This is a genomic window from Dyella sp. KRB-257 (genome assembly GCF_049445995.1).
Lineage (GTDB): Bacteria > Pseudomonadota > Gammaproteobacteria > Xanthomonadales > Rhodanobacteraceae > Dyella_A.
In genome coordinates this window covers 176,417-202,795 of the sequence record NZ_JBMSDZ010000004.1, presented here as the reverse complement: position 1 = coordinate 202,795, position 26,379 = coordinate 176,417, and the positions used below count along the sequence as shown (strand labels likewise).

The following is a 26,379-nucleotide window of genomic DNA, read 5'->3' as shown; positions in this document are numbered from 1 at the left end:
GTCAGAGAGATGTGGGGGAAACCTTGAACAGCCCTACTGCGGGTTCGTCATCCCGGCGGCTCTTAACAGCCGAATGGCTGGTCAAGCCGGGATCCAGCGACTTGTCGGCGAAATGCAAAGACGCTGGATTCCGGCTTTCGCCGGAATGACGGAGGCTTGAGGGTTCTTCGACGTTTCCGGAATCGGTTGGCCTAGCCTGCTCGGCCTCCAGCAGGCTGCCGTCGAGCAGCTTGGGCAGGAATTCCAGCGCGTCCTCGAAGCCGGTGATCGGCACGTAGGGGATGCCGGCGGCGCGGCAGTGCTCGATGAGGCGGTGCTTGGCGAAGACGAAATCGACGCGGTCGGCGGCGCAGAAATCCGAGGCGCCGTCGCCGATCAGCAGCGTGCGGGTTGCCCCGCCAGCGCGGGCGCGTTCGACACAGGCGCACTTGCAGGTGCCGCTGGCGCAGCCTTCGGCCTGGAACGGCGATGCGAGCTGCCAGCGCTGCGGCGGCGTGGCCGGCGACAGGCGGTTGGCGGCCAGCGGCAGGTCGTCCAGGCCATAGCGGCCGAGGATCTTGTGGATGGCGTAGTCGAGCCCGTCGCTGACCACCCGGATCGGCACGCCCAGCGCACGGGCCCTGGCCACGAAGCCGGGGAAGGCGTGGTCGATCCACAGCGTGGCGAGGTGGGCATCGAGCTGCTCACGGCTCATGTCGAGCAGGGCCACCTGGCCGCTCATGCACTCGCGCGAACCGATGCGGCCGGCGCGCCAGTCCCGCTCCAGCGCTTCCCAGCCGGAGCGGCCGTAGCGGTCGAGCAGCGAGTCGATCACGTCCTCGACGGCGATGGTGCCGTCGAAATCACACAGGATGGTCCACCGGAAGGCGGTGTCGGGCGTTGAGGCATTCGTAGGCATGGCGAAAGGCTAGGCCGCCAGTCTTTCCATGCCCTTTCCCTTTCTTGCGAATCCGGGATGGCTGTTTTTCCTCGTCATTCCCGCGATTTTCAACGGCCGCAAGGCTGTCAGGCGGGGATTGCAACCGAAGTAAGCCTGGCCATCCAGGCTGCTGAGTCCAAAGATCAAAATGGATGACCAGACGTTCGTTTGTTGAAAGCCCCGCGTGCGCGGGAACGACGCCGACTTGAGGTGTTTCCGGGTTCGTCGCCACGCTCCTGCCGTACCGATGGGCGTCCGGATCACCTCCACAACCCCCGACTGCCCATGCCTCGACATTCCCGTTTCATCCTCCTGCTGGCGTGCACCCTGCCCACCCTCTGGCCGCTGACCGGCGCCGCTGCCGACAGCACCGTACTCGCCGTCGGCGCCGGCGTGCAGCGCATGCCGGCGTGGGCCGGCGCACGCAGCAGTCGCGAGGATCCCGTGCCCTACATCGACCTGGAACTGCCGGGCGTCGGCAGCTTTTCCACGCTGAACGGGCTGGAACTGGAGTTCCTGCACGGGCCGGCCCTGCGCGGCGGGCTTTATGGCGCCTATCAGTGGGGCCGTGAGCGCACCGAACTGGGCACGCTGGGCGGCAAGGTACCCACCCTGTCGCCTCGGCTGAATCTTGGCGGTTACCTCGAATGGCAGATCGGCAAGGCGCTGGACGTGGGCGCCAACCTCAGCCACGACACCGAGGGCGCGGGCGCCTACCTCAACCTCTACGCCGACACCGACCTGCCCGCACTGGGCCCGGTGGAGCAAGCCGCCACGCTGCGCTGGGCGATGATGAACGGCCCGGCGATGCGCCGCTTCTTCGGCATCGGCCCCGCATCGGCCACGGCACTGGGCGTGACGCCCTGGCATCCGTCCGGCGGCAGCGAGATGGCGTCGCTGGAGTACGACCTGTTCGTGCCCACCAGCCGCCACACCGGCGTGGCGCTGGCGCTGGTCTACGGCCGCCTGCTCGGCGGTGCGGGGAACAGTCCGCTGGTGCAGCAGTTCGGCACCGCCAACCAGTGGTCCGAATCGCTGGCCTTCATCTGGCATCCGTAGCGGCGGGCCGGCGCGATGCCGGCACGCCGAACAGCAGCACCACCAGCAGCAGGTGCACCGCGAAGCTGTGCAGCCAGCGCCCACCCACACCTTCGGCCGACTGGTACAGCACGAACAACAGCGCGAAGACGATCCCGCGCGAGCGACCCGCTGGGTCATGGCGACTTTCTCCCCATCGCGATGCCGCGCGCAATGTAGCCGGGTGGTTGTTCGGCAGCCGATGGCCAACGCGCCCTGCTCCCCCAGATGCCACCTGTGCTGGCCTCGCTTGCGCCAGCAAGGCGGGGCGAGGCAGCGCGCGAGGCGCTTCGACTCCGGCGCTTTGCGCCTACGCTCAGCGCGAACGCGATCCGAGGCGAACGGAGATGGGAGCTGCGCCTTATCGATCGTCGCGGGTGAAGATCAACCCGCCCTCTTCCCTCACCGGAAAGCAGGCGATCGGCTCGTACGCCGGCGGGCAGGTGACCGCGCCGGTGCGCAGGTCGAAGCGCGCGCCGTGGCGCACGCACTCCACCTCGAAGCCGTGCACCTCGCCGCCGGCCAGTTCGGCGCCGTCGTGGGTGCACACGTCTTCCACCGCATAGAGCGTGCCGTCGATGTTGTAGACGGCGATGGCGGTGTCGCCGTCCCACACCACCTTGTATTCGCCCGGCAGGATCTCGCTGCGCGTGCCCACCTTCACCCAGCCCGGCGACGCGCTCATGCCAACTCGCCAAGCGGCTTTTCCAGCACCTCGAAACGCAGGTCGTCGCGGCGCGGGATGCCGAAGCGCGCGTCGCCGTACGGGAACGGATTGATCTGCCCGGTGCGCGCGTAGCCGCGGCGCTGGTAGAAGGCGATCAGCTCCTCGCGCTGCACGATCACCGTCATGCGCATGCGATCCACGCCCCAGCGCGTGCGCGCCAGCTGCTCGGCGTGCGCGATCACCTGTTTGCCGACGCCGCCGGTCTGACGTGAGGGATCCACCGCGAACATGCCGAAGTACGCCGCGCCGTCCTGCTTTTCCAGGTGGCAGCAGGCGACCAGCGCGCCCTCGTGCTCGGCCAGCAGCACCAGGCTGTCGGGGCGCTCGATCGCCTCGCCCACGTCCTGCGCGTCGGTGCGCTGGCCGTCGAGCAGGTTCGATTCGGTGGTCCAGCCGCGCAGGCCGGATTCACCGCGGTAGGCCGATTCGACCAGCGCCACCACGGCGGGAATGTCGGCGGCGGTGGCCGCCCGGAAAGCGAGTTCGTTTGCGTGCATCCATCGATGATAATCCGCCGCCGCACGGCGCAGGAGAGCCTGGCCGCACCAGAGCGCGCACCAGAGCTGCGCCGCGAGCCAGAGGACGTCGCCGCAGGCGGCAATCAGCCGATCTTGCGGGCGACCGCGAAGTACACCAGGTTGCCCAGGCCGGTGGCGCCGGCGAGCACGGCGATCATGCCGGGGGTCAGCTCGTGCCAGTTGGACTGCTGGATCAGCGCAAAGCCGCCGGCCAGCGCCACCAGGATGATGCCCCAGCGCAGCGAGGCGTGGCGGCGGCGCACCTCCTCCCCCTGCAGGATCGAGCGAATCAGCTCTTCCGAGCCCCCGGCGCCGACCATCTTCTGGCGGAAGCGCGCATCGACCACTGCCTTGATCGCGTAGGTGATGCACAGGAACAGGGCAATGGGAACCAGGTTGCCGTCGATCATGGGGTGCTCCTTTGGGTTGGGTGACGGGGCCATGGATACGGGCACCGCGGCGGCGGTTGCATCGGTCGACTGCCGGCCCCGCAGGCCATCGCACCCTCACCGTTCGCCCCGGACGAGCCCGCGAAAGCCCCCGAAACACCACACTCGCGCGGGGTCTCGGGCTGCCGTCATTCCCGCGAAAGCGGGGCTTTCAACAGACGAACGTCTGGTCATCCACTTTGATCTTGGCGGCGAGCCACATGGATGACCGGCATACGCCGTTGAAAGGCTCCTCCCGCTTTCGCGGGAATGACGACACAGATGCAACCGTCCGGCACATGCGCGTATCCATCAGCCGATGGAAGCTCGCCCCCGATGACCGACGACCGCGCCCTGGTGGATGCCATACTGGCGAATGCGCCAGGTGCGTTCGCACGCCTCGTGCGCGAGTACCAGGGCCTGTGCTGGCACATCATCCAGCGCATGGTGCGCAACCCGGAGGACACTCGCGAGCTGTGCCAGGACACCTTCTTGAAGGTGCACCAGAACCTGCACCAGTACCGCTACGAGAGCGCGCTGAAATCGTGGATCGGCCGCGTGGCCTACACCGTCGCCCTGCGCCACCTGGAGCGCAAGCGCATTGCGCTGGTGGATCCGCACACCGGCGGCGACGAGGATTTCTCGCTGCTGGACACCCTCGGCGACGGCTTCGACCTGGAAGCCAGCTGCGCCGATGACGAAATGAGCGCGCACCTGCACGCGGCCATCGACACCCTGCCCCCGCTGCCGCGCACCGTGCTCACGCTCTACCATCTGGACGAGCTGAGCATTCCCGAGATCGCGCAAGTCACCGGCCTGGCCGCCGGCACCATCAAGAGCCACCTGTTCCGCACGCGCCTGAAACTGCGCGAGACGCTGGAAACCCGGTTGGGAGTCATGCCATGAGCAAGCATCGCGACATCGATTTCTTCCGCCACCCCGCCGCCGAGCGCGAGTGGCAGGCACAGGAACGCGCCGTGCACGCCGCCCGCACCGGCGAGCCGGCCGCCGACGACGCCCGCACCCGCGCCTACCGCCAGATCGACGCCGCCCTGCGCGCCGACGATGCCATAGGCCTGCCCGCCGACTTCGCCGACCAGCTCGCCACCAAAGCCGGCCCCGTACCCACCGCCGCCATCGCCCCGGAAACCGGCTTCGAGAAACAGCTCACCTGCCTGCTGCTGGCCGCCCTCGTCATCGCCGGCCTCGTTTTCGCCGTGCTCGAAGGCGGCAGCTGGTTCAGCGCCGATCCGGCCGCGTGGTCGGTGGCTGGCAATCCGTGGGTGTTGGCGTTGCTGGCGTGTCTTGGAGCGTCGCAGGGGGCGGAGCTGTTGCGGCGGAAGTTGGGCTGATCGCGCGACGACTTCCTCTTTCCGTCTTCCCGTCCGAACGCCATGGGTGCGATCGCGGCGCTGCCCACCAAGTCACTTCCTGCCAGATACGGCCACCTGGAAGTACCCTTTGGCCCAGGTTTTGGCCGAACATGAAGGCCTGGACTTGCTGTACGCGCATCGCCCCATCGCACGGCGTTTGCTCGCTGACGCCGCGGAGCGTTCCACGGCCCTGGGATCGCTGCGCGTGATCAGTGCCGAAGGCCTGATCGGCTTCAAGCTGCAAGCGCTGGTCAACAACCCGTCCCGCACCCGCGACCTCGACGACATCCGGGCGCTGTTGCGAGCCCAGCGCGGGAAGCTCAACATGCCCGAAGTCCGCGAATACTTCGCCTTGTTCGATCGCACGGAATGGCTCGATGAGATCCTCGCCCACATTGCCGACCAATCCTCCTGACCGGGTCGCCGAGCCGCTGGCCGGGGGCTACGTCGAGTTGGCTTCGCTGCCAGCAAAAGGCGACCTTTTCGACTGGGTGGAGTTGATGGAAGCGGTGGAGGCGTTGTGCCCGGTGTGGCCCGAGAGGGTGGTCACAACAAGTTCCTGGGGAGGTTTGCTGTGACCGCGAGCATCGAGTCGATCAAGCCGGTCGATTTACCACGTACGTCGGCAGCCAGAAGTACACCCTGTTGTCCAACCGCGAGAACCTGACGCTGCATAGGGCGTCGCGCACAGGGTGCGCTCCTACAGATGGGGTGCGTTGCTCAAGGTGCCGCGATTTCGTGATGCGGGCGAGCAAGCAAATCTCGGATCAGAGTTCGCTCTCGCGTGGCCGCTTCGGATGGAGGGTCGCTCCGATCCAATCCTGAGCAAACACCTCCAGTCTCTTCCGTGCCGGCACGGTGAGTGCAAACACCCGCACCAATCCATCCACCGCCACGATAAACCCCTGCCGCGCCTGATTCGTCGCCTGCCGCGCCGCCGCCTGCTGCTGGCGCAATCGCACCAGATGCGGCGACGGCGCACCCGGCCGAACGAACTTCTGATCGCGACGCAGCGCATCGGCCACCTGCATGGTGCTGACGCCTGCGCGATGCACGGCCTGACTCGCTTTCAGCAACGCATGCAGCGCCTCGCGCTTCTGCGGTGTGTCGACAAATTCAGCCGGCAGGCCCACGAAGTCGCCGGCATCGAGGCGAGCCAGCACCGCGGCGTGGGGAAAAGCTGCGGGAGTCGTCATGCCGGTGGGCTCGCTGAGGAAGCGCACAGGTTGGCGCATTGTCGACGCGAGCGCCACTCGACATCGAGCGGCTTCGGCATACGGAAGAAGTGCCTCGATCAGTGCAAGGCGCCGGTTCGTGCCGAGGCATGACGACTTGCGACATATAACGGGTAGCGTTATGGTTTCTCCGTGATCAGGAACTTTGCCGACAAGGAAGCGGAAAAGATCTGGCTCGGAACGCCTTCTCGGCGATTGCCTGCCCATATCCAGTCCGTGGCGCGCCGCAAGCTGCGCATGGTGGCCAATGCATCCGCACTGGATGACCTGCGCGTTCCTCCTGCCAATCTGCTGGAGGCCCTGAAAGGTCAACGCAAAGGCCAGTACAGCATTCGTATCAACAACCAATGGCGCGTCTGTTTTCGATGGATCGACGGCGACGCCCACGACGTGGAAATCGTCGATTACCACTGACGCTGACGAATTGATCATGAAGAAACTGCCCAACATCCATCCCGGCGAAGTGTTGCTCGAGGAGTTTCTGATGCCCATGGGCATCAGCCAGAACGCCCTGGCGCGTGCCGCCGGCGTACCGCCGCGCCGCATCAACGAGATTGTGCTCGGCAAGCGTGGCATCACGGCGGATACCGCCGTGCGCCTGGCCGCTGCGCTGGGAACGAGCGAACGTTTCTGGCTCGGGCTCCAGGCAGACTACGACCTGGAAGAAGCCCATCGGGCGCTGGGGAAAGCCGTCGACCGTATCGAGCGCATTGCCGCGTAAAGTTCTCCGCTTCAGAACCCCGGCGGGCGCTCCCCGGCCACACCCACCTTCTGCTCCAGCGCGCGGCCCACGCGGCCCAGCGTACCCTCCTCGAACAGCCGACCAATCAGCGTGACGCCGTACGGCACACGGTGCGGCCTGGCCAACATGGGGCGCGGGTGCCTGGGGTCGGGCGCCCAGTCGCTGCGCACCTGGTTCACTTCCACGAAGCCGGTGCGCAGGGTGAGCGAGGGCTGGCCGGTCATGTTGGAGATCACCATCATCTCGTCGCGCATGGACGGCACCAGCAGCAGGTCGACCTCGCCCATCACGCGCGCCATCTCGTTCGCCACCTTGCGGCGCAGGCGGTCGGCCTGGACGAAGTCCACGGCGGAGAGGAAGCGCGCTTCGCGGAACAGGTTGGGCCAGGCGTCTGGAGTCTGCTCGCGCATTTTGTCGACCTCGCCGGAGAGCGTGAGCTCCTCGAACGCGGCGCCGGCCTCGGCGAACAGCAGCAGGTTGAGGTCGTCGTAGGGCCAGTCGGGCAGCGACACCTCGGTGGGCACCAGGCCGAGCGCGCGCAGCTGGTCGAGGGCGGCGCGGTCCAGGTCGGTGGCCGGCGCCTCCTTCATCCACGCGGGGAAGTAGCCGACCTTGAGGCCCTTGATGGATGCGGCGGCGTCGTAGTCCAGGTGCGCGGCGACGCTGGCGCTGTCGCCGGGGTCGGTGCCGCGGATGGTATTGAGCACCAGCAAGGTGTCTTCCACCGAGCGGGCGATGGGGCCGAGCTTGTCCATCGTCCAGCACAGCGTCATGGCGCCGGTGCGCGGCACGCGACCGTAGGTGGGGCGCAGGCCGGTGGTGCCGCAGCGCATGCACGGGCTGATGATGCTGCCCTGGGTTTCGCTGCCGATGGCGAACGCCACCAGGCCCGCCGCCGTGGCCGAGGCCGGGCCGGCGCTGGAGCCGGAGGAACCTTCCTGCGGCAGCCACGGGTTCATGGTCTGGCCGCCGAACCAGATGTCGTTGAGCGCCAGCGCGCCCAGGCTGAGCTTGACCAGCAGCACGGCGCCGGCTTCGTTGAGCTTGCGGGTGACGGCGCCGTCGTCCTTCGGTACGCGGTGCCTGAACGGCTCGGCGCCGTAGGTGGTGGGGATGCCGGCGGTGTCGAGCAGATCCTTCGCGCCCCACGGCATGCCGTGCAGGGGGCCGCGATAGTGGCCGGCGGCGATCTCCTGGTCGGCCTGCGCGGCCTGCTTCAGCGCGTGCTCCTCGCACAGGGTGATGACGCAGCGCAGCTGCGGGTCGAAGCGCTTGAGGCGATCGAGGTAGATCTTCGTCAGCCGGGTGGAGCTGAGCTTGCGCGTGCGAATCCACTCGCCGAGCTGGGCGACCGAGGCGAAGGCGATGTCCTCGTCCTTGGCCGGCAGCGGCGTGGTGGCCACCTTGGCCGGCACGAAACGATCGTGCGCGGGGCCCACATGCGCCTGCCCCATCGCGGGGAACCAGGTGGTGGCCGGCGGCAGGCCCTCTTCCAGCGCGACCTTGCGCGGGCCGGTGCGGCGTTCCAGCAGCGCGGCCATCGAGGTGGGCCAGCTGTCCACGGCCATGGCGCGCTGCGGCTCAGTCATCGTCACCTGCTGCAGCTTCTCCGCCTCGGCGAAGGTGGCCGCGGTGAGCTTCGGGCCCACCGGCGGCGCGGTGTTGAACGCGCCGGGCGAACCGGGTGGCGGCGCAGTGGTTTCGCCGGTCTGCGCCAGCGCGCCACTGGCCACCACGGCACCCAGCAGGCCAAGCGGCGCCTGGGTCAGGAAATCGCGACGAGTCTTCATGGTTCTCCCCGATGCGCTCCAGCAGGAGCGCGTTGCTGTCGATGCTGTTGCCGGCGCCGTGCTGCGCGCAGGCGGTTTCCGGGCTGGCCGGAACGGCTGCCTACTGTGGACGAGCGCCGGGGCGTGCACAACTCGACTTCGGTGAGGTGGAAAGGCGCAGTGGGGGCAGCTTCTTGCGCCGGGTTCACGGTGACCTGCGAGGTGTCCTGCCGGATGGCCGCCTGCGACCCAAGGCAGATAGGTTGGCCGAGGGACCCGCCAAAAAACTCTCCCGGTGCACGGTCGATTTGCGGACATCCGCTTCGTCGTCAGTGCATCCCAACCCAAGGACCTCCCATGAAATACCTCGGCCTCGCCTACTTCACTCCCGAGAAATTCGCCGCGCTGCCGCCGGACGACGTCAAGGCGATCGTGAGCCAGTGCCCGGCGCTGGACGAGAAGATGCGCGCCACCGGCAAGGTGCTGGTGTCCGCGTCGCTGGGCGATCTGGAAAACTGGCGCACACTGCGCCCGCGCAACGGCAAGACGCAGATCACCGACGGGCCGTACATCGAGTCGAAGGAAGTCGTCGGCGGCCTGTTCATCATCGAGGCGGACAGCCACGACGAGGCGCTGCGCATCGCCTCCATGCATCCAGCCGCGCAGATTGGCGAGGAAGGTGAGTGGGCGGTCGAATTGATTCCGATGGATTTCTATCTGGCGCCGTGAGGGCTTGGAAGCCCGCCCAAGACATCGCGCGGCTTGAGCCATCGTCTTGGTCGTGCCATATCTGGCTCTAAACAAAGAGCCAAACTATGGAAGCCATCCTCTCCCACGCAAGCGTCAGCATCACCGAACTCAAGCGCAATCCCAGTGCCGTGATCGAAGCGGCCGACGGCGAGTCGGTCGCGATCCTGGTGCACAAAAAACCCAACGCCTATCTGGTGCCGGCCGAAACCTACCAGCGCCTGATGTAACGGCTGGGGGACCTGGAACTGGCCGAACTGGTACGCACCCGCCGCAGCAAGCGGAGGGTGAAGGTCAAGCTCGATGAGCTATAGCCTGGAGTTCGTCGAGTCCGCGCTGAAGGAATGGCGCAAGTTGTCCCCCGATATCCGCCAGCAGCTCAAGGCCAAACTCGCCGAGCGTCTTGAGCATCCACGCGTCCCCGCCTCGCGCCTGCACGGCATGCCCGACTGCTACAAGATCAAGCTGCGCGCATCGGGCTATCGGCTGGTCTATCAGGTGCACGACAAGGTGCTCGTGGTCACCGTGATCGCGGTGGGCAAGCGGGACAAGGGGCTGGCCGAAGATCGAGACCAGTCAAGCTTCAGTTTGTAGCTGAAAGCAACCGCCCCACTTCCGCATCCTTCTCCGCCCACAGCGCATTGACCCACGCCTGGAAGCGCTCGCGAAACGCCGCGTCGTTCTCGTAGTCGCCGCGCAACGCGGGATCGATGGCGCGCTGGCGGATGTGCACGCGGATATCGCGGACGCGGCCGGCGATGAGATCCATCATGGAGCCGGCGCCCTGGGCGTAGACGATGGTGACGTCGACGATGGCATGCAGGCCTTCGCCCATCGCATCAAGCACGAAGGCGACACCGCCGGCCTTGGGCCGCAGCAGGTGCGTGTACGGCGCGCCCTGGGCGTCGTGCTTGGCGCGGGTGAAGCGCGTGCCCTCGACGAAATTCATCACCGACACGGGCATGTGGCGGAATTTCTCGCAGGCCTTGCGGGTGGTCTCGCGATCCTTGCCGGCCAGCTCGGGATGCCTGGCCAGTTCCTCGCGCGAGTGGCGCTTCATGAAGGGGAAATCCAGCGCCCACCACGCCGGCCCCAGCAGCGGCACCCAGATCAGCGGGCTCTTGAGGAAGAAGCGCAGGAACGGAATGCGGCGGTTGAACACCTTCTGCAGCACCGGGATGTCGACCCAGCTCTGGTGGTTGCACAGCACGAGGTAGTTGCCATCGCGCTTGAGGCCTTCCAGCCCCTCGATGCGCCACTGCGTGCGGGTGAACAGGTCGAACAGCGCGCTGTTGATGGCAATCCAGCTCTCGGCGATGGCGACCAGTGCGCGCGACAGCGCCACGCGCATGCCCTTCAACGGCAGCAGCAGCTTGACGAAGGTGAGCGCGAACAGCGGCAGCACGTGCGCGATCGTGTTGAGGATCAGCAGGGCGATGGCGAGCGGGATGCGCAGGAAGGCGGGGAGCGAGGCGAGCATGGGGGTACCGTCGTGGGTGGGGGACAGCGTAGCGCGGCGGTGGGGTCGTGGTTTGACTGGGGTCAGGGGGTGTGGCGTTCTGCGTGGTGTGGGGGCGGTGTGCCGGCCTTGTTTGCCGTCGGCTCGATGGACCGAATCCACGTGGATATCCCAGAAGCCTGATCTCCGTCATCCCGGCGAAAGCCGGGATCCAGTGACTTAAGGTAGGCCAATGCGAAGACGCTGGATCCCGGCTTTCGCCGGGATGACGGTGAGGAAGATGAGGCTTGAGGGAGTGCAAAGGCGTTGGATGACTCGCTTCGCTCGCCCCTTCGGGGCCACCCTGCGGGCGTTCTGCGCGCGTCGCGCTTGTCCGGTTTGACCAGCCTGCGGCTGTTGAAAAGCTCCTCGCCGGGATGGCGTTGAGGGCAATGATGGTAGAGGGAACCCAAAGCGGTCTGCGAATGATGGGGCAAACCCAAGCCCCCTCACATCAACAGCTTGCGCACCTTCACCAGCGCCTCGACGAAGGCATCCACTTCCTCGCGAGTGTTGTAGAAGGCGAACGAGGCGCGCAGCGTGGCGGGGACGCCGTAGAACTGCATGAGCGGATGCGCGCAGTGGTGGCCGGAGCGCACGGCGATGCCCTGCAGGTCGAGCAGGGTGGCCAGATCGGTGGCCTGGGCACCTTCGATCAGGAACGAAATCACCGGCTCTTTCTCCGCGGCCTCGCCGAAGATGCGCAGGCCCGGAATCTCGCGCAGGCGCTCGGTGGCGTAAGCCAGCAGCATCTGCTCGTGGGCGTGGATCGCCTCGAAGCCGAGCGACTGGTAGTAGTCGGTGGCAGCGCCCAGGCCGACGAAGCCGGCGATGTTCGGGGTGCCGGCCTCGAACTTGTGCGGTGGCTCGGCGAAGGTGGTGCCGTCGAAGCGCACCTCGCGGATCATCTCGCCGCCGCCGAAGAACGGCGGCATCGCCTCCAGATGTTCCTTCTTCGCCCACAGCGCGCCGGTGCCGGTGGGCGCGAGCATCTTGTGGCCGGTGAGCGCGTAGAAATCGCAGCCCAGCGCCTGCACATCCACCGGGCGATGCGGCAGCGCCTGCGAGCCGTCCACCAGCAGCGCAATGCCGCGCTTGCGGCACTCGCGGGCGATCTCGCGGATCGGGTTGACCGTGCCGAGCACGTTGGAGACGTGGGTGACGCAGGCAAGCTTCACCTCCGGCGTGAGCATCTCGACGAAGCGCTCGAGGATCAGCTCGCCGCGCTCGTTGATCGGCGCGGCCTTCACCGTAGCGCCGGCGCGCTGGGCGACGAGCTGCCACGGCACGATGTTGGCGTGGTGCTCCATCACCGTGGTGAGGATGGCGTCGCCCGGTTGCAGGCGCGGCAGCGCGAAGCTGTATGCCACCAGGTTGGTGGCCTGGGTGGTGCCGGAGGTGAGCACCAGCTCGTTGCGCGAGGTGGCGTTGATGAACTTCGCGAGCTTGTCGCGCGCGCCTTCGTACGCGGTGGTGGCTTCCTCACCGAGCAGGTGCACGGCACGCGACACGTTGGCGTTGTGCAGGCGGTAGTGCTGGTCCACCGCCTCGATCACGCAGGCCGGTTTCTGGCTGGTGTTGGCGTTGTCGAAGTACACCAGCGGCTTGCCATGCACGGTGCGCGACAGCAGCGGGAAGTCAGCGCGGATGCGCTGGATGTCGAGGGCGGCCGCGCTGGTTTGCATGTTCATTTCCAAAATCCCGTCATGGCCGCCCTGTAGGAGCGCACCCTGTGCGCGACCGCTTTTTGCTCGGAGCGCGAGAAGCGTTCGCGCACAGGGTGCGCTCCTACGCGTTCTTTCGCATCATGCGGGCAGCCTCGCCACCAGCAGGCTGGCGAGGTACTCGCGCAGCGCCTCGTTCGGCAGGTCGTCCAGCACGGCGCGACAGAACGCGGCGGTGAGCATGGCGCGCGCCTGCGCCTGCGGGATGCCGCGCGAGCGCAGGTAGAACAGCGCGCGCGGATCGAGCTGGCCGACGGTGGCGCCGTGCGCGGCCTTCACCTCGTCGGCGTGGATCTCCAGCTCGGGCTTGGTATCGATCTCGGCGCCGGCGGACAGCAGCAGATTCTTGTTGCTCAGCGCGGCGTCGCTGCCGTCCGCGCCGGGCGCGACGTAGATGGCGCCGCGAAACACGCCGCGCGCGCGACCGTCGGCCACGCCGCGCCAGAGCGAATCCGATGCAGTGTGCCTGGCGGTGTGGCGCACCAGCATCTGTGTGTCCGCGTGCTGGCGGCCGTGCAGCACGAAGGCCCCGCGCGTTTCCAGTTTGGCGCCGTCGCCGGCCAATTCCACCTGCAGCTCGTGGCGGCCGAGGCCACCGCCGAGCTCCAGCGCGTGCAGCGTGGCGTGGGCACCGGCGCGCAGCTGCACGCTGGTACGGCGCACCAGGGTGCTGCCTTCGGCGGCGGCCTGCACGATCACGTGCTGCAGGCGCGCGCGCGCGCCCACCACCACGTCGGCCACCGAAGTGCCCAGGTGCGCGTGTGCGCCGCTGCCGGCGTGGTGTTCGATGAGCGACAGCGCCGCGCCCTCGCCCAGCTCGATCACATGGCGCAGGTGCCAGGCGACATCGCCCTGTGCCGCGGCACCGACGACGCACAGCTGCACCGGCGCGGCGATCTGCGCGCCAGGCGCCACGCGCAGCACCATGCCGTCGCTGGCGAACGCGGCATTGAGCTGGGCAAATGCATCGCCGGCCTCACGGTAATGCCGCGCCAGCGCGAAGCGCAGCGGTTCGGCGTCGGTATTCAGCGCCTGCGACAGCGGCTGCACGGTGAGCCCGGCGGGCAGCGCGTCGAAGGTGGACAGATCCAGCCGCAGTGCACCGTTGACGAACACCAGCCGCGGGCCGTCGACGCCGGGCAACTGCAGCGTGGCCGGATCGACCGCGCGGGTGGCGATGTGCGCATCGCCCAGCGCAAAACTGCGCTGGCCGAGCGCGCGCAGCGCGGTGTACTTGAACGCTTCCACCCGCGTGTCGGGCAGGCCGGCGGCAAGGAACGCATCGAGGTTGTCGCGCCGCGCCGCGTCCAGCCAGCCGATGCCGCTGCGCGGCAGTTCGGCGTCGTGCTGCGAGGCGACGAAGGGGGTGATGGCCGCGGCCTGGCTCATGCCGGGGCTCCCGCCGGCTCGCCGTGCTCGCGCAGCCAGGCGTAGCCCTGCGCCTCGAGCTTGAGCGCCAGCGTCTTGTCGCCGCTCTCCACGATGCGGCCGTCGGCCAGCACGTGCACGAAGTCCGGCTGGATATAGTCGAGCAGGCGCTGGTAGTGGGTGATCATCAGCATCGCGCGCTCGGGCGAGCGCTGTGCGTTGACGCCGTGGGCGACCTGCTTGAGCGCATCGATGTCCAGGCCCGAATCGGTCTCGTCGAGGATCGCCAGCTTCGGCTCCAGCACCGCCATCTGGAAGATCTCGTTGCGCTTCTTCTCGCCGCCGGAGAAACCCTCGTTGACGGCGCGGTGCAGCAGCTCGTCGGAGATCTGCAGGTCCTTGAGCTTCTCGCGCACCCGCTTGAGGAAGGCCATCGAGTCGAGCTCCTTCTCGCCGCGCGCGCGGCGCTGCGCGTTGAGCGCGGTGCGCAGGAAGTAGGTGTTGTTCACGCCGGGGATTTCCACCGGGTACTGGAACGCGAGGAACACGCCGGCGGCGGCGCGCGCCTCGGGCTCCATCGCCAGCAGGTCGACGCCGTTGAAGCTGACCGAGCCGGCGGTGACCTCGTAGCCATCGCGGCCACACAGCACGTTGCCCAGCGTCGACTTGCCGGCGCCGTTCGGACCCATGATGGCGTGCACCTCGCCCGGCCTCACAGTGAGGCTGAGGCCCTTGAGGATGTCCTTGCCTTCGACGCGGGCGTGGAGGTTTTCGATGATCAGCATGGCATTCACACGGCAGGTGCGCCGTCCGCGTCAGCGCGGCGGCGGAGGTGGACGTAGGTGAAACTCTGGTCGGTGTCGAACGGCGTGCGATGCACGTCGCGGCTGTCGCCGAGCTTCTCGAAATACGGGGCGAAACGCGCCGACAGCGACGCGGCGTCATAGCGACTGACCGGCAGGCCGCTGCAACGCTCGGGGCCATCCAGCGCAAACGTGGCAATCACCAGGTGGCCGCCCGGCCGCACGGCGTGCGCAGCGATCTCCACGTAACGGCGCTGGGCGGTGACATCGGTGAGGAAATGGAACACCGCGCGGTCATGCCACAACGCATAGCGACCGGCGGGCAGCTCGATGGCAGTGATGTCGCCGGCCAGCCAGTGCACGGTGCCGGCGCGGTCGCCCAGTCGCGCGCGCGATTGCGCCAGCGCCGATTCGGACAGATCCAGCACGGTGACGTTGGCAAAACCGCGGGCGAGCAGGTCGTCGACCAGGGTCGAGCGGCCGCCTCCGACGTCGATCGCCGGCGCGTCGGCGGGCAGCGCGAGCGCGTCGATCCAGCGCAGCGATTCGTCCAGGTGCGGGCGGAACCAGCTGGTCTGCGGCTCGCCCTTCTCCCGGTATACCTGCTCCCAGTGCGATGGCGTGGGCGTGCTCATCCCACCGCCCCTTCCAGCGACACTTCCAGCAGCTTCTTCGCCTCCACCGCAAACTCCATCGGCAGCTCCTTGAACACCTGCTTGCAGAAGCCGTCGACGATCATCGACACAGCGTCTTCCTCGCCGATGCCGCGGCTGCGGCAATAGAACAGCTGGTCATCGGAGATCTTCGAGGTAGTGGCCTCGTGCTCGACGATCGCGCTGGGGTTCTTCACTTCCATGTAGGGGAAGGTGTGCGCGCCGCACTGCTTGCCGATCAGCAGGGAATCGCACTGGGTGTAGTTGCGCGCGTTCTCGGCGCCCTTCTCCACCTTCACCAGGCCGCGGTAGCTGTTGGAGCTCCTGCCGGCCGAGATGCCCTTGGCGACGATCTTCGATTTGGTGTCGCGGCCCAGGTGAATCATCTTGGTGCCGGTGTCGGCCTGCTGGTGGTGGTGGGTCAGCGCGACGGAGTAGAACTCGCCCACCGAGCGGTCGCCGCGCAGCACGCAGCTGGGGTACTTCCAGGTGATCGCCGAGCCGGTTTCCACCTGCGTCCAGCTGATCTTGGAGTCGTGGCCGCGGCAGTCGCCGCGCTTGGTGACGAAGTTGTAGATGCCGCCCACGCCGTTCTCGTCGCCGGGGTACCAGTTCTGCACGGTGGAGTACTTGATGCTCGCCTTCTCCAGCGCCACCAGTTCCACCACCGCGGCATGCAGCTGGTTCTCGTCGCGCATGGGCGCGGTGCAGCCCTCCAGATACGACACGTGGGCGTCGTCCTCGCAGACGATCAGCGTGCGCTCGAACTGCCCGGTGTTCATCGCGTTGATGCGGAAGTAGGTGCTGAGTTCCATCGGGCAGCGCACGCCCTCGGGCACGAACACGAACGAACCGTCGGAGAACACCGCGGAGTTGAGCGCGGCGAAGTAGTTGTCGCCCGCCGGCACCACGCTGCCCAGGTATTTCTGCACCAGCTCGGGATGCTCGCGGATCGCCTCGCTGATCGAGCAGAAGATCACCCCGGCCTCGGCCAGCTCCTTGCGGAAGGTGGTGCCGACGGAGACGGAATCGAACACCGCGTCCACCGCCACGCCGGCCAGCTTGGCGCGCTCGTGCAGCGGCACGCCGAGCTTCTCGTAGGTTTCCAGCAGCTTGGGGTCGACCTCGTCGAGCGACTTGGGGCCTTCCTTCGGTGCGGCGTAGTAGCTGATCGACTGGTAGTCGATCGCCGGCACCTTGAGCTTGGCCCAGTCGGGCGTGGGCATGGTGAGCCAGTGGCGATAGGCCTTGAGGCGCCACTCGGTCATCCATTCCGGCTCGCCCTTGCGCGCGGAGAGTGCACGCACCGTGCCTTCGTCCAGGCCCGGCGGAAGATAATCGGTTTCGATGTCGGTGACGAAGCCCGCGGCGTAACGGCGGCCCAGCGCCTCGATCACTTCGGCGTTGTCGACTGGCGCGAGGATTTCGTTCGGTTGGCGGCTCATGCGGTGGTCCTGCCCTTGATCTCGCTGATGGCGATGGTTGCCAGCGCCGGACGCGCCGGCGGCTGCAGCATGTCGGCCAGACTCACGCCGCGCAGGGCGTTGTCCAGGATGTGGTTGATCTGTCGCCAGCTGCCGCGCACGCCGCACTGCGACTCGCGATCGCACTGGCCGTCGGTGCCGCATTCGGTCATGCCGATGCGCCCTTCCATCGCCTCGACGATCTCGGCCAGGTTGATCTCGCTGGCCGGGCGCGCCAGGCGATAGCCGCCGTTGACGCCGCGGAACGACTCCACCAGGCCGGCGTGGCCGAGCGACTTCAGCAGCTTGCTCACGGTGGGCAGTTCCAGGTGTGTCTCGTCGGCGATCTGCGCGGTGCTGAGCACGCTCTGCGGGTGCGCCGCGATGCAGGTCATCACCACGGTGGCGTAGTCGGTGAGTCGGCTGACACGGAGCATGGCGGTCCGTCCGTTGAATCAAGACCAAAATGGTACGGATTGACGGGCGCGCGGTCAATCCGGGCATGGCGCCACAGGCGACGGCTTGCACCACGATTGGGCAAACGGACGCACCGCGAGCGGGCGTTCCGGCGTGTATTGCCGCCTGGAGGCCTCGGCAGAATCGAGGCTGCGCCTCGCCCGGCGCTGGATCGTCCACGCTGGCACGCAACCTGCTGTATCGCAGCAAACCACGGCCGTACGGGGAGCAAGCCACGCCATGAAATGGATCACCGCGATCATCAAACCGTTCAAGCTCGACGAAGTGCGCGAGGCGCTGGCCGAGGCCGGCGTGCAGGGGATGACCGTCACCGAGGTCAAGGGCTTCGGCCGCCAGCACGGACACACCGAGCTGTACCGCGGCGCCGAGTACGTGGTGGATTTCCTGCCCAAGCTGAAGATCGAGATCGCGGTGGGCGACGAGCAGGCCGAGCGTGCGATCGAGGCGATCGGCAACACCGCGCGCACCGGCAAGGTGGGCGACGGCAAGATCATGGTGTTCGATCTGGAACAGGTGATCCGCATCCGCACGCAGGAGGTCGACGCCGATGCGCTTTGATCTCGCGGGAATCAGGATTCGGGATTCGGGAATCGGAAAGGCCCGTGGCGTGGGACGCGTGGGCCTGTTCTGCGGCTTGCTCGCGCTGGCCTCGCCGGCGCTTGCGCAAGGCGCCGCGCCGAAGCTCGACAGCGGCGACACCGCCTGGATGCTCACCGCCTCCATGCTGGTGCTGCTGATGACGATCCCCGGCCTCGCCCTGTTCTACGGCGGCATGGTGCGCGCCAAGAACCTACTGTCGGTGCTGATGCAGTGCTTCGCCATCACCGCGCTGGTGACCGTGCTGTGGATGGTCTACGGCTACTCGCTGGCCTTCAGCACCGCCGGCATGCACGCCGGTGAAGTGGACCTGCACTCGATCGTCGGCGGACTGGACCGCTTCATGCTGGCCGGGCTCACCCCGGACTCGCTGTACAACACGGTGCCGGAAAGCGTGTTCGTGATGTTCCAGCTCACCTTCGCCATCATCACGCCGGCGCTGATCATCGGCGCCTTCGCCGAGCGCATGAAGTTCAGCGCGCTGCTGTGGTTCACCGGCCTGTGGCTGACCTTCGTCTACCTGCCGATGGCGCACATGGTGTGGAGCGGCCCGGGCTCGCTGCTGGGCGACCTGGGCGTGCTGGACTTCGCCGGCGGCACCGTGGTGCACATCAACGCCGGCATCGCCGGCCTGGTGGCCTGTCTGGTGATCGGCAAGCGCAAGGGCTACCCGACCACGCCGATGCCGCCGCACAACCTCGGCTACACGGTGATCGGCGCCAGCCTGCTGTGGCTGGGCTGGTTCGGCTTCAACGCCGGCTCGGCGGTGGCGTCCAACGGCAGCGCCGGCATGGCCATGCTGGTGACGCAGATCGCCACCGCCGGCGCGGTGATCGGCTGGACTGCGGTGGAGTGGTTCACGCACAAGCGGCCCAGCGTGCTGGGCGCGGTCTCCGGTGCGGTGGCCGGGCTGGTCGCGGTGACGCCGGCCTCGGGCACCTGCGGCCCGGGCGGTGCACTGGTGCTGGGACTGATCGCCGGCGCGGCGTGCTTCTTCACCGCCACGCGATTGAAGAACAAGCTCGGTTACGACGACTCGCTGGACGTATTCGGCGTGCATGCCATCGCCGGCATCATCGGCGGCCTGCTCACCGGCCCGCTCGCCGCCGCCACGCTCGGCGGCTTCGGCAACGTCACCTCGCTGGGCGGCCAGCTGTGGATCCAGGCCAAGGGCGTGGGCTTCACCATCGCGTGGAGCGCGACGCTGAGCTACGCGATCCTGAAAATCCTCGACATCGCGATCGGCCTGCGCGTGGACGCCGAGCAGGAGCAGGTCGGCCTGGATCTGTCCGAGCACGAGGAGCGGGCGTACAACCTTTGAACCCCGCCCGCACACCCCGGAGCGCACCCTGCGCGCGACTGCTCTTGCTCCTGATCGACATCAAAGCAAGAGCATTCGCGCACAGGGTGCGCTCCTACGGGACACGGGTCCAACCGCGATAACCTGGCCGCGTCGTGCCATGCCGCATGGCACGCTCCGTTAGACTCAGCGCTCCGCCATCACGTGTTCGCCCATGCCCACCACCGAACGCGCCGCCGAACGCCTCGCCTGGCTCCGCCGTACCCTGGGCGATGACACGCTGACGCTGGAAAGCGCCTCGTCCGACGCCAGCTTCCGCAGCTACTGGCGCACGCATCACGACGGCCGCAGCTGGATCGTGATGGACTCGCCGCCTGTGCTGGAAGACCCCGCCCCGTGGCTGGCCCTGGGCCGGCGCCTCGCCGACGCGGGGCTGCACGTGCCCGAGGTGCACGCCACCGATCTTGAGCGCGGCTTCCTGCTGATCGAGGATCTCGGCACGCGGATGTACCTGCCCGAGCTGACGGACGCGACAGTCGACCGCCTTTACGGCGACGCGATGGTCGCGCTGCTCACGATGCAGTCGGCGTGCGGCACCGAAGGGCTGGCGAGCTACGACCGCGCCTTCCTCGCGCGCGAGCTGGCGATCATGCCGGAGTGGTTCCTCGGCCGGCACCTGGGCGTGACGCCCGATGCGGACGAGCAGGCCGCGCTGGACACCGCCTTCATCGCGCTGCTGGACAACGCGCTGGCGCAGCCGGTGGTGTTCGTGCACCGCGACTTCCACAGCCGCAACCTGCTGGTGGTCGACGACCCGGCGCCGCTGCGAAGCCCGGGCATCATCGATTTCCAGGGCGCGCTGGCCGGCCCGGTCACCTACGACCTCGCCTCGCTGCTGCGCGACTGCTACGTCAGTTGGCCGCGCGAGCGCGTGGAGCGGTGGGCCGAGGGCTATCGCCTGCAGTTGCAGGGGGCGGGGCTGATCGACGGGACGGTGGACGCCGCCACCTTCCTGCGCTGGTTCGACCTCACCGGCCTGCAGCGGCACATCAAGGTGCTGGGCATCTTCTGCCGGCTGCACTACCGCGACGGCAAGCGCGGCTATCTGGCCGACCTGCCGCGCGTGTTCGACTACGCGATCGACGTGGCCGCCGGCTACCCGGAACTGCAGCCATTGGCCGACCTGCTGGCGCGCCACGCCGGCGAGCGCGATCTCACCCGCGCGGCGGAAGACCAAGCGTGAGGCATGCACTGATCTTCGCTGCCGGACTGGGCGAGCGCATGCGCCCGCTGACCGATCGCACGCCCAAGCCGCTGCTGCTCGCCGGCGGCAAGCCGCTGATCGCCTGGCACCTGGAAAAGCTCGCCGCGATCGGCGTGAACTACGTGGTGATCAACACCTCGCACCTGGCCGAACAGTTTCCCGACGCGCTGGGCGACGGCTCGCGCTGGGGCCTGCGCATCCGCTACGCCTACGAGGGTCCCACGCCGCTGGAGACCGGCGGCGGCATGCTCAACGCGCTGCCGCTGCTGGGACCCGAACCGTTCCTGGCCATCAACGGCGACATCTGGACCGATCTGGATTTCGCCACCCTGCCCATCGAGCCGCGTGGCGCGGCGCACCTGGTGGTGGTGGACAACCCGGCGCATCACCCGCAGGGCGATTTCGCGCTCGACGATGCCGGGCGCCTGCACGACGTCGGCGAGCCGAAGCTGACCTTCGCCGGGGTGGGCGTGTATCGCGCACGCGTGCTGGAAGGCTGGCAGGGGCTGGCGCCGGCCGGCGATCCCACGCACGCGCCGCGCTTCGCGCTGGCACCGCTGCTGCGCGCCGCGATGGAACGCGGCCAGATCGACGGCATGCATCATCGCGGCGCATGGACCGACGCCGGTACGCCGGAGCGCCTCGCCGCCCTGGAGGCGCAGCTTCGCTGAGCGTCACGACTGAAGTCGTTCCCACGGAGCTGGCCCATGGCTCAGATTGCCTTGTTCGGCGCGCCGGCGACGACTGCCGCCGCATCCGCACCGGTCGAGCGGATCGGCGGCGGCAGCGGCGGCAGCTTGCTGCCCAGCTCCGGTGACTTGGCGGCATCGGCGGCCTGCTGGGTCATCACCACGATGCTGATGCGCCGGTTGATCGCCGCGCTCGGATGGTTCTTGTCGAATGGCACCGACGCGGCCAGGCCGACCACGCGGGCGATCTTGCTGTCCTGCAGGCCGCCGTCCAGCAGCGCACGGCGCGCGGCATTGGCGCGGTCGGCGGAAAGCTCCCAGTTGCCGTAGCTGCGATCGCTGGAATACGGCGCGTCGTCGGTGTGGCCGGAAATGCTGATCGGGTTGGGCACGCGGTTGATGAAGCCGGACAGCTCGTGAAGGATGTTGACGGTGTAGTCCTTCAGCCGCGCGCTGCCGGTGTCGAACATCGGCCGGTTCTGCTTGTCGACGATCTGGATGCGCAGGCCTTCGGAGGTGATGTCCAGCAGCAACTGGTCCTTGAACGGCGCCAGCGCCTGACTGCTCTGGATGGCGGCATTGAGCTGCTTCATCAGCTCCTCCAGCCGCGCCTTTTCCTGCGCACGCGCCTGCTTCTCGATCGCCTCTTTCGACGCGGCCGGCGGCGCGTTGCGGCGATCGTCGCCCTTGCCGCGCGGCAGGTCCATGGCGCCGCCGAGCTGGATCGCGCTGTCGCTCGCGCCGCCCGGCCCCATCCTGCCCGGCGGTGCGACGGTGGCCGTGCCGGGATCGGCACTGGGGTTCCTGAAGTATTCGGAGATCGCCGCCTTCTGTTCGCGCGTGCCCACGCCGATCAACCACATCACCAGGAAGAACGCCATCATCGCGGTGACGAAGTCGGCATAGGCCACCTTCCACGCGCCGCCGTGATGACGGTGCCCGGTGACGCGCTTGATGCGCCGGACGACGATGACCGGTTCGGCATTGTCGCCGTCGCTCACCGGCCCGCTCCCGCATGGCTCTCCTTGAGGTGGGTCTCGAAGTCGCCGAAGCTCGGGCGCGCCTGCGCCGACAGCGACTTGCGCGCGAACTCCACCGCCACCTTGGGGTTGTAGCCGCGCAGGTTGGCGATCAGCGCCACCTTGACGCACTCGAAGGCGCGCGAATCCTCCTGCACGCGGTTCTCCATCGCCGAGGCCAGCGGCCCGATGAAGCCGTAGCACAGCAGGATGCCCAGGAAGGTACCGACCAGCGCGCCGGCGATGTGCTCGCCGATCCGCGAGGTGTCCCCGGTGAGCTGCGACATGGTGGTGACGATGCCCAGCACCGCCGCGACGATGCCGAAACCGGGCAGCGCGTCGGCCACCTTGGCCACCGCCAGCGCGGGCGCCTCGGCCTCGCGATGGTGGGTTTCCAGCTCGAAGTCGAGCAGCGGCTCCAGCTCGTGCGCGTTCATGCTGCCGCTGACCATCAGGCGCAGACAGTCGGTGAGGAATTCGATCAGGTGGTGCTCGCGCACCAGCCGCGGGTAGGCCGTGAAGATCGAGCTGTTGTGCGGCTCCTCGATGTGCTGTTCGAGGCCGAGCAGACCTTCCTTGCGCGCCACGCTGAAGATGTCGTAGAGCAGCGACAGCAGGTCGATGTAATCCTGCTGCTTGTAGGTCGGCCCCTTGACCAGACCCAGCGCCCCCATGAAGGACTGCTTCACGATGCTGGCCGGGTTGGCGATCAGGAAGGCGCCCAGCGCGCCGCCGCCGATGATCAGCAGCTCGTAGGGCTGCCACAGCGCCAGCAGGTGGCCGTGGGACAACAGGTAGCCGCCCGTCACGCAGACAAGAACGACGAGCGTACCGATGATGGCCATCATGGGGTGGGGCGCCTCGCGTGAGAAATCGGTTTCTGCAACACGGGGCCTATCGGCGCGGCCGGCCGAAAGTTGAGTGCGCGACGCGCATCGGGCGACAAAAAACCCGGCCGGAGCCGGGTTCATGATCGTGACGATGCGGCCCGGATTAGGGACGCCGCGCCAGCTCGGGGTTCTCCCTGGTGACCGGCATCAGGTCCTTCTTCGACACGCCCAGCCACAGCAGGATCGGGCTGGCCACGAAGATCGACGAGAGCGTGCCGACCACGATGCCGATCAGCATCGTCACCGCGAAGCCCTCCACCGCCGGACCGCCGATGAAGTACAGCGCGGCCATGGTGATGCCGGTGAACAGCGAGGTGATGATGGTGCGCGACAGCGTGGTGTTGATCGAGCGGTTGAGGATCTCCTCCGGCTCGGCCTTGCGGGCGAGGCGGAACAGCTCGCGGATGCGGTCGAACACCACCACCTTGTCGTTGATCGAGTAGCCGATCACCGCCAGCACCGAGGCCAGCACGGTGAGGTCGAACTCGCGCTGCACCAGCGCGATCACGCCCAGCGTCACCAGCACGTCGTGCACCTCGGTGACCAGCGCGGCGATCGCGAAGCGGCGCTCGAAGCGGATCCACAGGTACAGGCCGATGCCGATGATCACGAAGATCGCGGCGATGGAGCCGTCGCTCTTCACCTCGTCGCCCACCGCGGAGGTGACGAAGCTGTGGCTGGTCATCGCCACGCCGGGCTGCTCGGCCTTCAGTGCGGCGAGCACGTCGTTGGCCACCTTGTCGGCGGCGGTCGAACCGCCGGTGCCCTTGGCCGCGGCATCGGAGGTGTCTTCCTTCGCCTGCAGGCGGATCGACATCTGCCGCGAGCCGCCCAGGCTCTGCACCAGCGGGTTCTCGAAGCCGTGCTTCTGCAGCGCGGCGCGCACCTGGCTCACGTCGGTGGGCTGCGGGTAGCTCACTTCCACCGAGATGCCGCCGGTGAAGTCCAGCGCGTAGTTCAGCCCCTTGGTGGCAATCAGCGCGACCGAGGCGAGCATCAGCAGCACGGCCAGGCCGATGCTGTACTTGCGCATGCCCAGGAAGTTGACGTTGGCGTTGTGGTTGAAGATTTCCATGAAACATTCCTTCGGGGGATTCCGGCCATGGATGGCCGGTCGCACGGCGAACCGCGCGAGTCGCCGGCAGCCCACGGGGCCGCCGGTGGCACAACAACTACACCGACAGCGTCTTGAGCTTGCGGTGGCCGTGGATCAGCGCGGTGATCGCGTGCGTCACCGTCACCGAGGTGAACATCGAGGTCAGGATGCCGATCAGCAGGGTGATGCCGAAGCCGCGGATCGGGCCGGAACCCATCGTGGTCAGCGCCAGTGCCGCGATCAGGTGGGTGACGTTGGCGTCCAGGATGGTCGCCCAGGCCTTCTCGTAACCGGCGCGGATCGAGGCGTGCGGGGTGGAACCGTTGCGCAGCTCCTCGCGGATGCGTTCGCAGATCAGCACGTTGGCGTCGATCGCCATGCCCAGCGTCAGCACGATGCCGGCGATGCCCGGCATGGTCAGCGTCACGCCGATCAGCGACATCACCGCCAGCAGGATCACCAGGTTGAAGAACAGCGCGATGTCCGCCACCAGGCCGAACAGCTTGTAGTAGATCGCCGCGGCCACCAGCACCAGCGCCAGGCCCAGCAGCACCGCCTTGAAACCCTTGTCGATGTTGTCCTGGCCCAGGCTGGGGCTCAGCGCCTCCTCGGAGACGATGTCCACCGGCGCGGCCAGCGAACCGCCCTTGAGCAGCAGCGCCAGCTCGGAGGCTTCCTTCGGCGAGCCCAGGCCGGTGGTCTGGAAGTTTTTGCCGAACACGCCGTCGATACGCGCGTCGCTGATCACCTCTTCGGTGATGCGCGGCGTGCGTACTTCCTTGCCGTCGACCACCTTGGTATCGGTGACGCGCTCCACATAGACCACCGCCATCGGCTTGCCGACATTGTTGGTGGTGAAATCCAGCATCTTCCTGGCGCCGGCCGCGGTCAGCGTGACGTTCACCGTCGGCGTGCCGGACCGCTGGTCGCTACCGGACGACGCATCGGCGAGCTGGTCGCCGCTGACGATGATCTGCTTGCTGACCAGCACCGGACGGTTGGTGCCGCGCTCGCGATAAAGCCGTGCGTTCGGTGGAACGTTGCCGGTGCGAGCCGCTTCGGCGGCCTGCGCATCACCGGGATAGCCGATGCCCGGGCGGTATTCCAGCGTGGCCACGGCGCCGATCACCTTCTTCGCCTCGGCCGGGTTCTGCATGCCGGCCAGCTCGACCACGATCTGGTTCTCGCCCTGCTGCTGGATCACCGGCTCGGACACGCCCAGTGCGTTGACGCGGTTGCGCAGCGTGCCCACGTTCTGCTTGATCGCATCGAGCGCCAGCTGGCGCAGCTTCTGCGGCTTGACCGCGGCGTTGAGCATGAAGCGGTCGCCGGTGCTGTCGCCGTTGCGGACGTTGAGGTCGGGGTACTCGTTGGCGATCGCCGTGGCCGCCGCATTGCGGTCGGCATCCGAGCGCAGCGCGATGTGGATGCCCTGGCCGCGGCTGGCGGCACGCACCACCGAGTCGTAGCGGATGTTTTTCTGGCGCAGCAGGCTGCGGATGTCGTCCGCGTAGCGCTCCTCCTGCTTGTCGATCACGCTGTCCTGGTCCACCGCCATCAGGAAGTGCACGCCGCCCTGCAGGTCCAGGCCCAGCGGCATCGACTTGGCGTGGATCGCGCGCAGCCAGCCCGGCACGGTGGGCGCAAGATTCAGCGCCACGGTGTAGTTGTCGCCCAGCGCCGCCTTGATCACGTCCGAGGCCTTGGCCTGCACGTCGGCGTTGGCGAAGTTGGCCACCAGGTGGTCGCCGTCGATCGCCAGCCCGGTGTAGGCGATGTTCTGCCGCTTCAGTGCATCGGCCACTTTCTGCTGCACGGTGGCGTCCAGCGGCGCGGCGTGGCTGGCCTGCACCTGCACCGCCGGCACCGGCGGGAAGGCGTTGGGCAGCGCATACACGATGCCGAACAGCAATACGATCGCGACCAGCGCGTATTTCCAGCGGGGGAAATCACTCATGCCTTGCATCCATCGAAGCCGCGCCCGTGGGGCGGCATGGCGTCAC

30 protein-coding genes and 1 pseudogene are annotated in these 26,379 nt (G+C 67.7%); 13 read left to right on the top strand and 18 right to left on the bottom strand.

The genetic code is table 11. The features are described 5' to 3' along the window. Nucleotides 1-208 precede the first annotated feature (208 nt). Nucleotides 209-898: pseudogene (locus tag ACO2Q2_RS04820) on the bottom strand (MtnX-like HAD-IB family phosphatase); the annotation flags it as partial. A 306-nt stretch (nt 899-1,204) separates the two neighbouring features. On the opposite strand from ACO2Q2_RS04820, the gene ACO2Q2_RS04815 reads away from it, so the two are divergent. After that, entirely contained in the window at nt 1,205-1,978 is a 774-nt protein-coding gene (locus ACO2Q2_RS04815; RefSeq protein WP_423254641.1) for a MipA/OmpV family protein, read from the top strand. Here ACO2Q2_RS04815 and ACO2Q2_RS04810 read toward each other — a convergent pair. From ACO2Q2_RS04810 to ACO2Q2_RS04795, 4 genes are all read right to left on the bottom strand, one after another. Next, nucleotides 1,962-2,096 carry a hypothetical protein gene (locus ACO2Q2_RS04810; protein WP_423254640.1) on the bottom strand — a complete coding sequence of 45 codons (135 nt, stop codon included), beginning with the start codon at nt 2,094-2,096 and terminating at the stop codon, nt 1,962-1,964. The genes ACO2Q2_RS04815 and ACO2Q2_RS04810 overlap by 17 nt on opposite strands. A gap of 261 nt (nt 2,097-2,357) precedes the next feature. Continuing rightward, complete coding sequence (locus ACO2Q2_RS04805; RefSeq protein ID WP_423254639.1) at nt 2,358-2,681, bottom strand: non-heme iron oxygenase ferredoxin subunit; 324 nt, start codon at nt 2,679-2,681, stop codon at nt 2,358-2,360. After that, nucleotides 2,678-3,220 (bottom strand): GNAT family N-acetyltransferase, encoded by a 543-nt coding sequence (locus ACO2Q2_RS04800; protein ID WP_423254638.1) that lies wholly within the window; start codon nt 3,218-3,220, stop codon nt 2,678-2,680. Before ACO2Q2_RS04800 ends, ACO2Q2_RS04805 begins: the two co-directional genes overlap by 4 nt. A 104-nt stretch (nt 3,221-3,324) precedes the next feature. Next, nucleotides 3,325-3,651 carry a hypothetical protein gene (locus tag ACO2Q2_RS04795; protein ID WP_423254637.1) on the bottom strand — a complete coding sequence of 109 codons (327 nt, stop codon included), beginning with the start codon at nt 3,649-3,651 and terminating at the stop codon, nt 3,325-3,327. A 354-nt stretch (nt 3,652-4,005) separates the two neighbouring features. On the opposite strand from ACO2Q2_RS04795, the gene ACO2Q2_RS04790 reads away from it, so the two are divergent. The 3 genes from ACO2Q2_RS04790 (at nt 4,006) to ACO2Q2_RS04780 (ending at nt 5,457) form a co-directional block, all read left to right on the top strand. Continuing rightward, the gene (locus tag ACO2Q2_RS04790) at nt 4,006-4,575 is read left to right on the top strand and encodes an RNA polymerase sigma factor (protein ID WP_423254636.1); all 570 of its coding nucleotides are present in this window, start codon (nt 4,006-4,008) and stop codon (nt 4,573-4,575) included. Continuing rightward, nucleotides 4,572-5,021 carry a hypothetical protein gene (locus ACO2Q2_RS04785; RefSeq protein WP_423254635.1) on the top strand — a complete coding sequence of 150 codons (450 nt, stop codon included), beginning with the start codon at nt 4,572-4,574 and terminating at the stop codon, nt 5,019-5,021. The genes ACO2Q2_RS04790 and ACO2Q2_RS04785 overlap by 4 nt, the downstream gene beginning before the upstream one ends. A gap of 109 nt (nt 5,022-5,130) precedes the next feature. Beyond that, nucleotides 5,131-5,457, top strand: coding sequence for a hypothetical protein (locus ACO2Q2_RS04780; RefSeq protein ID WP_423254634.1), 327 nt, complete (start codon nt 5,131-5,133; stop codon nt 5,455-5,457). A gap of 352 nt (nt 5,458-5,809) precedes the next feature. On the opposite strand, the gene ACO2Q2_RS04775 is transcribed toward ACO2Q2_RS04780, so the two are convergent. Next, complete coding sequence (locus ACO2Q2_RS04775) at nt 5,810-6,295, bottom strand: hypothetical protein (RefSeq protein ID WP_423254633.1); 486 nt, start codon at nt 6,293-6,295, stop codon at nt 5,810-5,812. A 114-nt stretch (nt 6,296-6,409) separates the two neighbouring features. On the opposite strand from ACO2Q2_RS04775, the gene ACO2Q2_RS04770 reads away from it, so the two are divergent. Both ACO2Q2_RS04770 and ACO2Q2_RS04765 read left to right on the top strand, forming a co-directional pair. Then, entirely contained in the window at nt 6,410-6,691 is a 282-nt protein-coding gene (locus tag ACO2Q2_RS04770) for a type II toxin-antitoxin system RelE/ParE family toxin (RefSeq protein ID WP_423254632.1), read from the top strand. A 16-nt stretch (nt 6,692-6,707) separates the two neighbouring features. Beyond that, a complete protein-coding gene (locus ACO2Q2_RS04765) occupies nt 6,708-6,998 on the top strand; it encodes a HigA family addiction module antitoxin (protein ID WP_423254631.1) in 291 nt (96 codons plus the stop codon). A gap of 11 nt (nt 6,999-7,009) precedes the next feature. Here ACO2Q2_RS04765 and ACO2Q2_RS04760 read toward each other — a convergent pair whose 3' ends face one another. Then, nucleotides 7,010-8,809: an amidase gene (locus tag ACO2Q2_RS04760; protein ID WP_423254630.1), complete on the bottom strand. Its 1,800-nt coding sequence runs from the start codon at nt 8,807-8,809 to the stop codon at nt 7,010-7,012. Nucleotides 8,810-9,145: 336 nt separating this feature from the next. On the opposite strand from ACO2Q2_RS04760, the gene ACO2Q2_RS04755 reads away from it, so the two are divergent. The 3 genes from ACO2Q2_RS04755 (at nt 9,146) to ACO2Q2_RS04745 (ending at nt 10,129) form a co-directional block, all read left to right on the top strand. Continuing rightward, complete coding sequence (locus ACO2Q2_RS04755) at nt 9,146-9,517, top strand: YciI family protein (RefSeq protein WP_423254629.1); 372 nt, start codon at nt 9,146-9,148, stop codon at nt 9,515-9,517. 86 nt (nt 9,518-9,603) lie between these two features. Beyond that, nucleotides 9,604-9,765 carry a type II toxin-antitoxin system Phd/YefM family antitoxin gene (locus tag ACO2Q2_RS04750; protein WP_423254628.1) on the top strand — a complete coding sequence of 54 codons (162 nt, stop codon included), beginning with the start codon at nt 9,604-9,606 and terminating at the stop codon, nt 9,763-9,765. A 73-nt stretch (nt 9,766-9,838) separates the two neighbouring features. Continuing rightward, a complete protein-coding gene (locus ACO2Q2_RS04745) occupies nt 9,839-10,129 on the top strand; it encodes a type II toxin-antitoxin system RelE family toxin (protein WP_423254627.1) in 291 nt (96 codons plus the stop codon). On the opposite strand, the gene ACO2Q2_RS04740 is transcribed toward ACO2Q2_RS04745, so the two are convergent. The 7 genes from ACO2Q2_RS04740 to ACO2Q2_RS04710 all read right to left on the bottom strand — a co-directional run bounded on the left by ACO2Q2_RS04740 (nt 10,119) and on the right by ACO2Q2_RS04710 (nt 17,481). After that, on the bottom strand, nt 10,119-11,015 hold the full coding sequence (locus ACO2Q2_RS04740; protein WP_423254626.1) for an acyltransferase: 897 nt from the start codon (nt 11,013-11,015) through the stop codon (nt 10,119-10,121). The two genes, ACO2Q2_RS04745 and ACO2Q2_RS04740, sit on opposite strands and share 11 nt — an antisense overlap. A 467-nt stretch (nt 11,016-11,482) precedes the next feature. Beyond that, nucleotides 11,483-12,724 carry a cysteine desulfurase gene (locus ACO2Q2_RS04735; protein ID WP_423254625.1) on the bottom strand — a complete coding sequence of 414 codons (1,242 nt, stop codon included), beginning with the start codon at nt 12,722-12,724 and terminating at the stop codon, nt 11,483-11,485. A 114-nt stretch (nt 12,725-12,838) separates the two neighbouring features. Next, the gene (sufD, locus tag ACO2Q2_RS04730) at nt 12,839-14,146 is read right to left on the bottom strand and encodes a Fe-S cluster assembly protein SufD (RefSeq protein WP_423254624.1); all 1,308 of its coding nucleotides are present in this window, start codon (nt 14,144-14,146) and stop codon (nt 12,839-12,841) included. Further along, nucleotides 14,143-14,910, bottom strand: a complete 768-nt coding sequence (gene sufC, locus ACO2Q2_RS04725) for a Fe-S cluster assembly ATPase SufC (RefSeq protein WP_423254623.1) — start codon at nt 14,908-14,910, stop codon at nt 14,143-14,145. Before sufC ends, sufD begins: the two co-directional genes overlap by 4 nt. A 5-nt stretch (nt 14,911-14,915) precedes the next feature. Beyond that, nucleotides 14,916-15,563 carry a class I SAM-dependent methyltransferase gene (locus ACO2Q2_RS04720; RefSeq protein WP_423254622.1) on the bottom strand — a complete coding sequence of 216 codons (648 nt, stop codon included), beginning with the start codon at nt 15,561-15,563 and terminating at the stop codon, nt 14,916-14,918. Beyond that, entirely contained in the window at nt 15,560-17,026 is a 1,467-nt protein-coding gene (gene sufB / locus ACO2Q2_RS04715; protein WP_423254621.1) for a Fe-S cluster assembly protein SufB, read from the bottom strand. The genes ACO2Q2_RS04720 and sufB overlap by 4 nt, the downstream gene beginning before the upstream one ends. After that, nucleotides 17,023-17,481: an SUF system Fe-S cluster assembly regulator gene (locus ACO2Q2_RS04710; protein ID WP_423254620.1), complete on the bottom strand. Its 459-nt coding sequence runs from the start codon at nt 17,479-17,481 to the stop codon at nt 17,023-17,025. The genes sufB and ACO2Q2_RS04710 overlap by 4 nt, the downstream gene beginning before the upstream one ends. 259 nt (nt 17,482-17,740) lie before the next feature. Here ACO2Q2_RS04710 and ACO2Q2_RS04705 point away from each other — a divergent pair, with 259 nt between their 5' ends. The 4 genes from ACO2Q2_RS04705 (at nt 17,741) to murU (ending at nt 21,353) form a co-directional block, all read left to right on the top strand. Continuing rightward, complete coding sequence (locus tag ACO2Q2_RS04705) at nt 17,741-18,079, top strand: P-II family nitrogen regulator (RefSeq protein WP_423254619.1); 339 nt, start codon at nt 17,741-17,743, stop codon at nt 18,077-18,079. Beyond that, a complete protein-coding gene (locus tag ACO2Q2_RS04700) occupies nt 18,069-19,439 on the top strand; it encodes an ammonium transporter (RefSeq protein ID WP_423254618.1) in 1,371 nt (456 codons plus the stop codon). The genes ACO2Q2_RS04705 and ACO2Q2_RS04700 overlap by 11 nt, the downstream gene beginning before the upstream one ends. Before the next feature lie 193 nt (nt 19,440-19,632). After that, nucleotides 19,633-20,661 carry an aminoglycoside phosphotransferase family protein gene (locus tag ACO2Q2_RS04695; RefSeq protein ID WP_423254617.1) on the top strand — a complete coding sequence of 343 codons (1,029 nt, stop codon included), beginning with the start codon at nt 19,633-19,635 and terminating at the stop codon, nt 20,659-20,661. Next, complete coding sequence (gene murU / locus ACO2Q2_RS04690; protein WP_423254616.1) at nt 20,658-21,353, top strand: N-acetylmuramate alpha-1-phosphate uridylyltransferase MurU; 696 nt, start codon at nt 20,658-20,660, stop codon at nt 21,351-21,353. Before ACO2Q2_RS04695 ends, murU begins: the two co-directional genes overlap by 4 nt. 41 nt (nt 21,354-21,394) lie before the next feature. Here the strand turns inward: murU and motB are convergent, their stop codons facing one another. The 4 genes from motB to secD all read right to left on the bottom strand — a co-directional run bounded on the left by motB (nt 21,395) and on the right by secD (nt 26,333). Continuing rightward, nucleotides 21,395-22,372, bottom strand: coding sequence for a flagellar motor protein MotB (motB, locus tag ACO2Q2_RS04685; RefSeq protein ID WP_423254615.1), 978 nt, complete (start codon nt 22,370-22,372; stop codon nt 21,395-21,397). Then, nucleotides 22,369-23,238: a flagellar motor stator protein MotA gene (motA, locus tag ACO2Q2_RS04680; RefSeq protein WP_423254614.1), complete on the bottom strand. Its 870-nt coding sequence runs from the start codon at nt 23,236-23,238 to the stop codon at nt 22,369-22,371. Before motA ends, motB begins: the two co-directional genes overlap by 4 nt. 145 nt (nt 23,239-23,383) lie before the next feature. Then, on the bottom strand, nt 23,384-24,355 hold the full coding sequence (gene secF / locus ACO2Q2_RS04675; RefSeq protein ID WP_423254613.1) for a protein translocase subunit SecF: 972 nt from the start codon (nt 24,353-24,355) through the stop codon (nt 23,384-23,386). 97 nt (nt 24,356-24,452) lie between these two features. Then, a complete protein-coding gene (gene secD, locus ACO2Q2_RS04670; RefSeq protein WP_423254612.1) occupies nt 24,453-26,333 on the bottom strand; it encodes a protein translocase subunit SecD in 1,881 nt (626 codons plus the stop codon). Nucleotides 26,334-26,379: the final 46 nt, after the last annotated feature.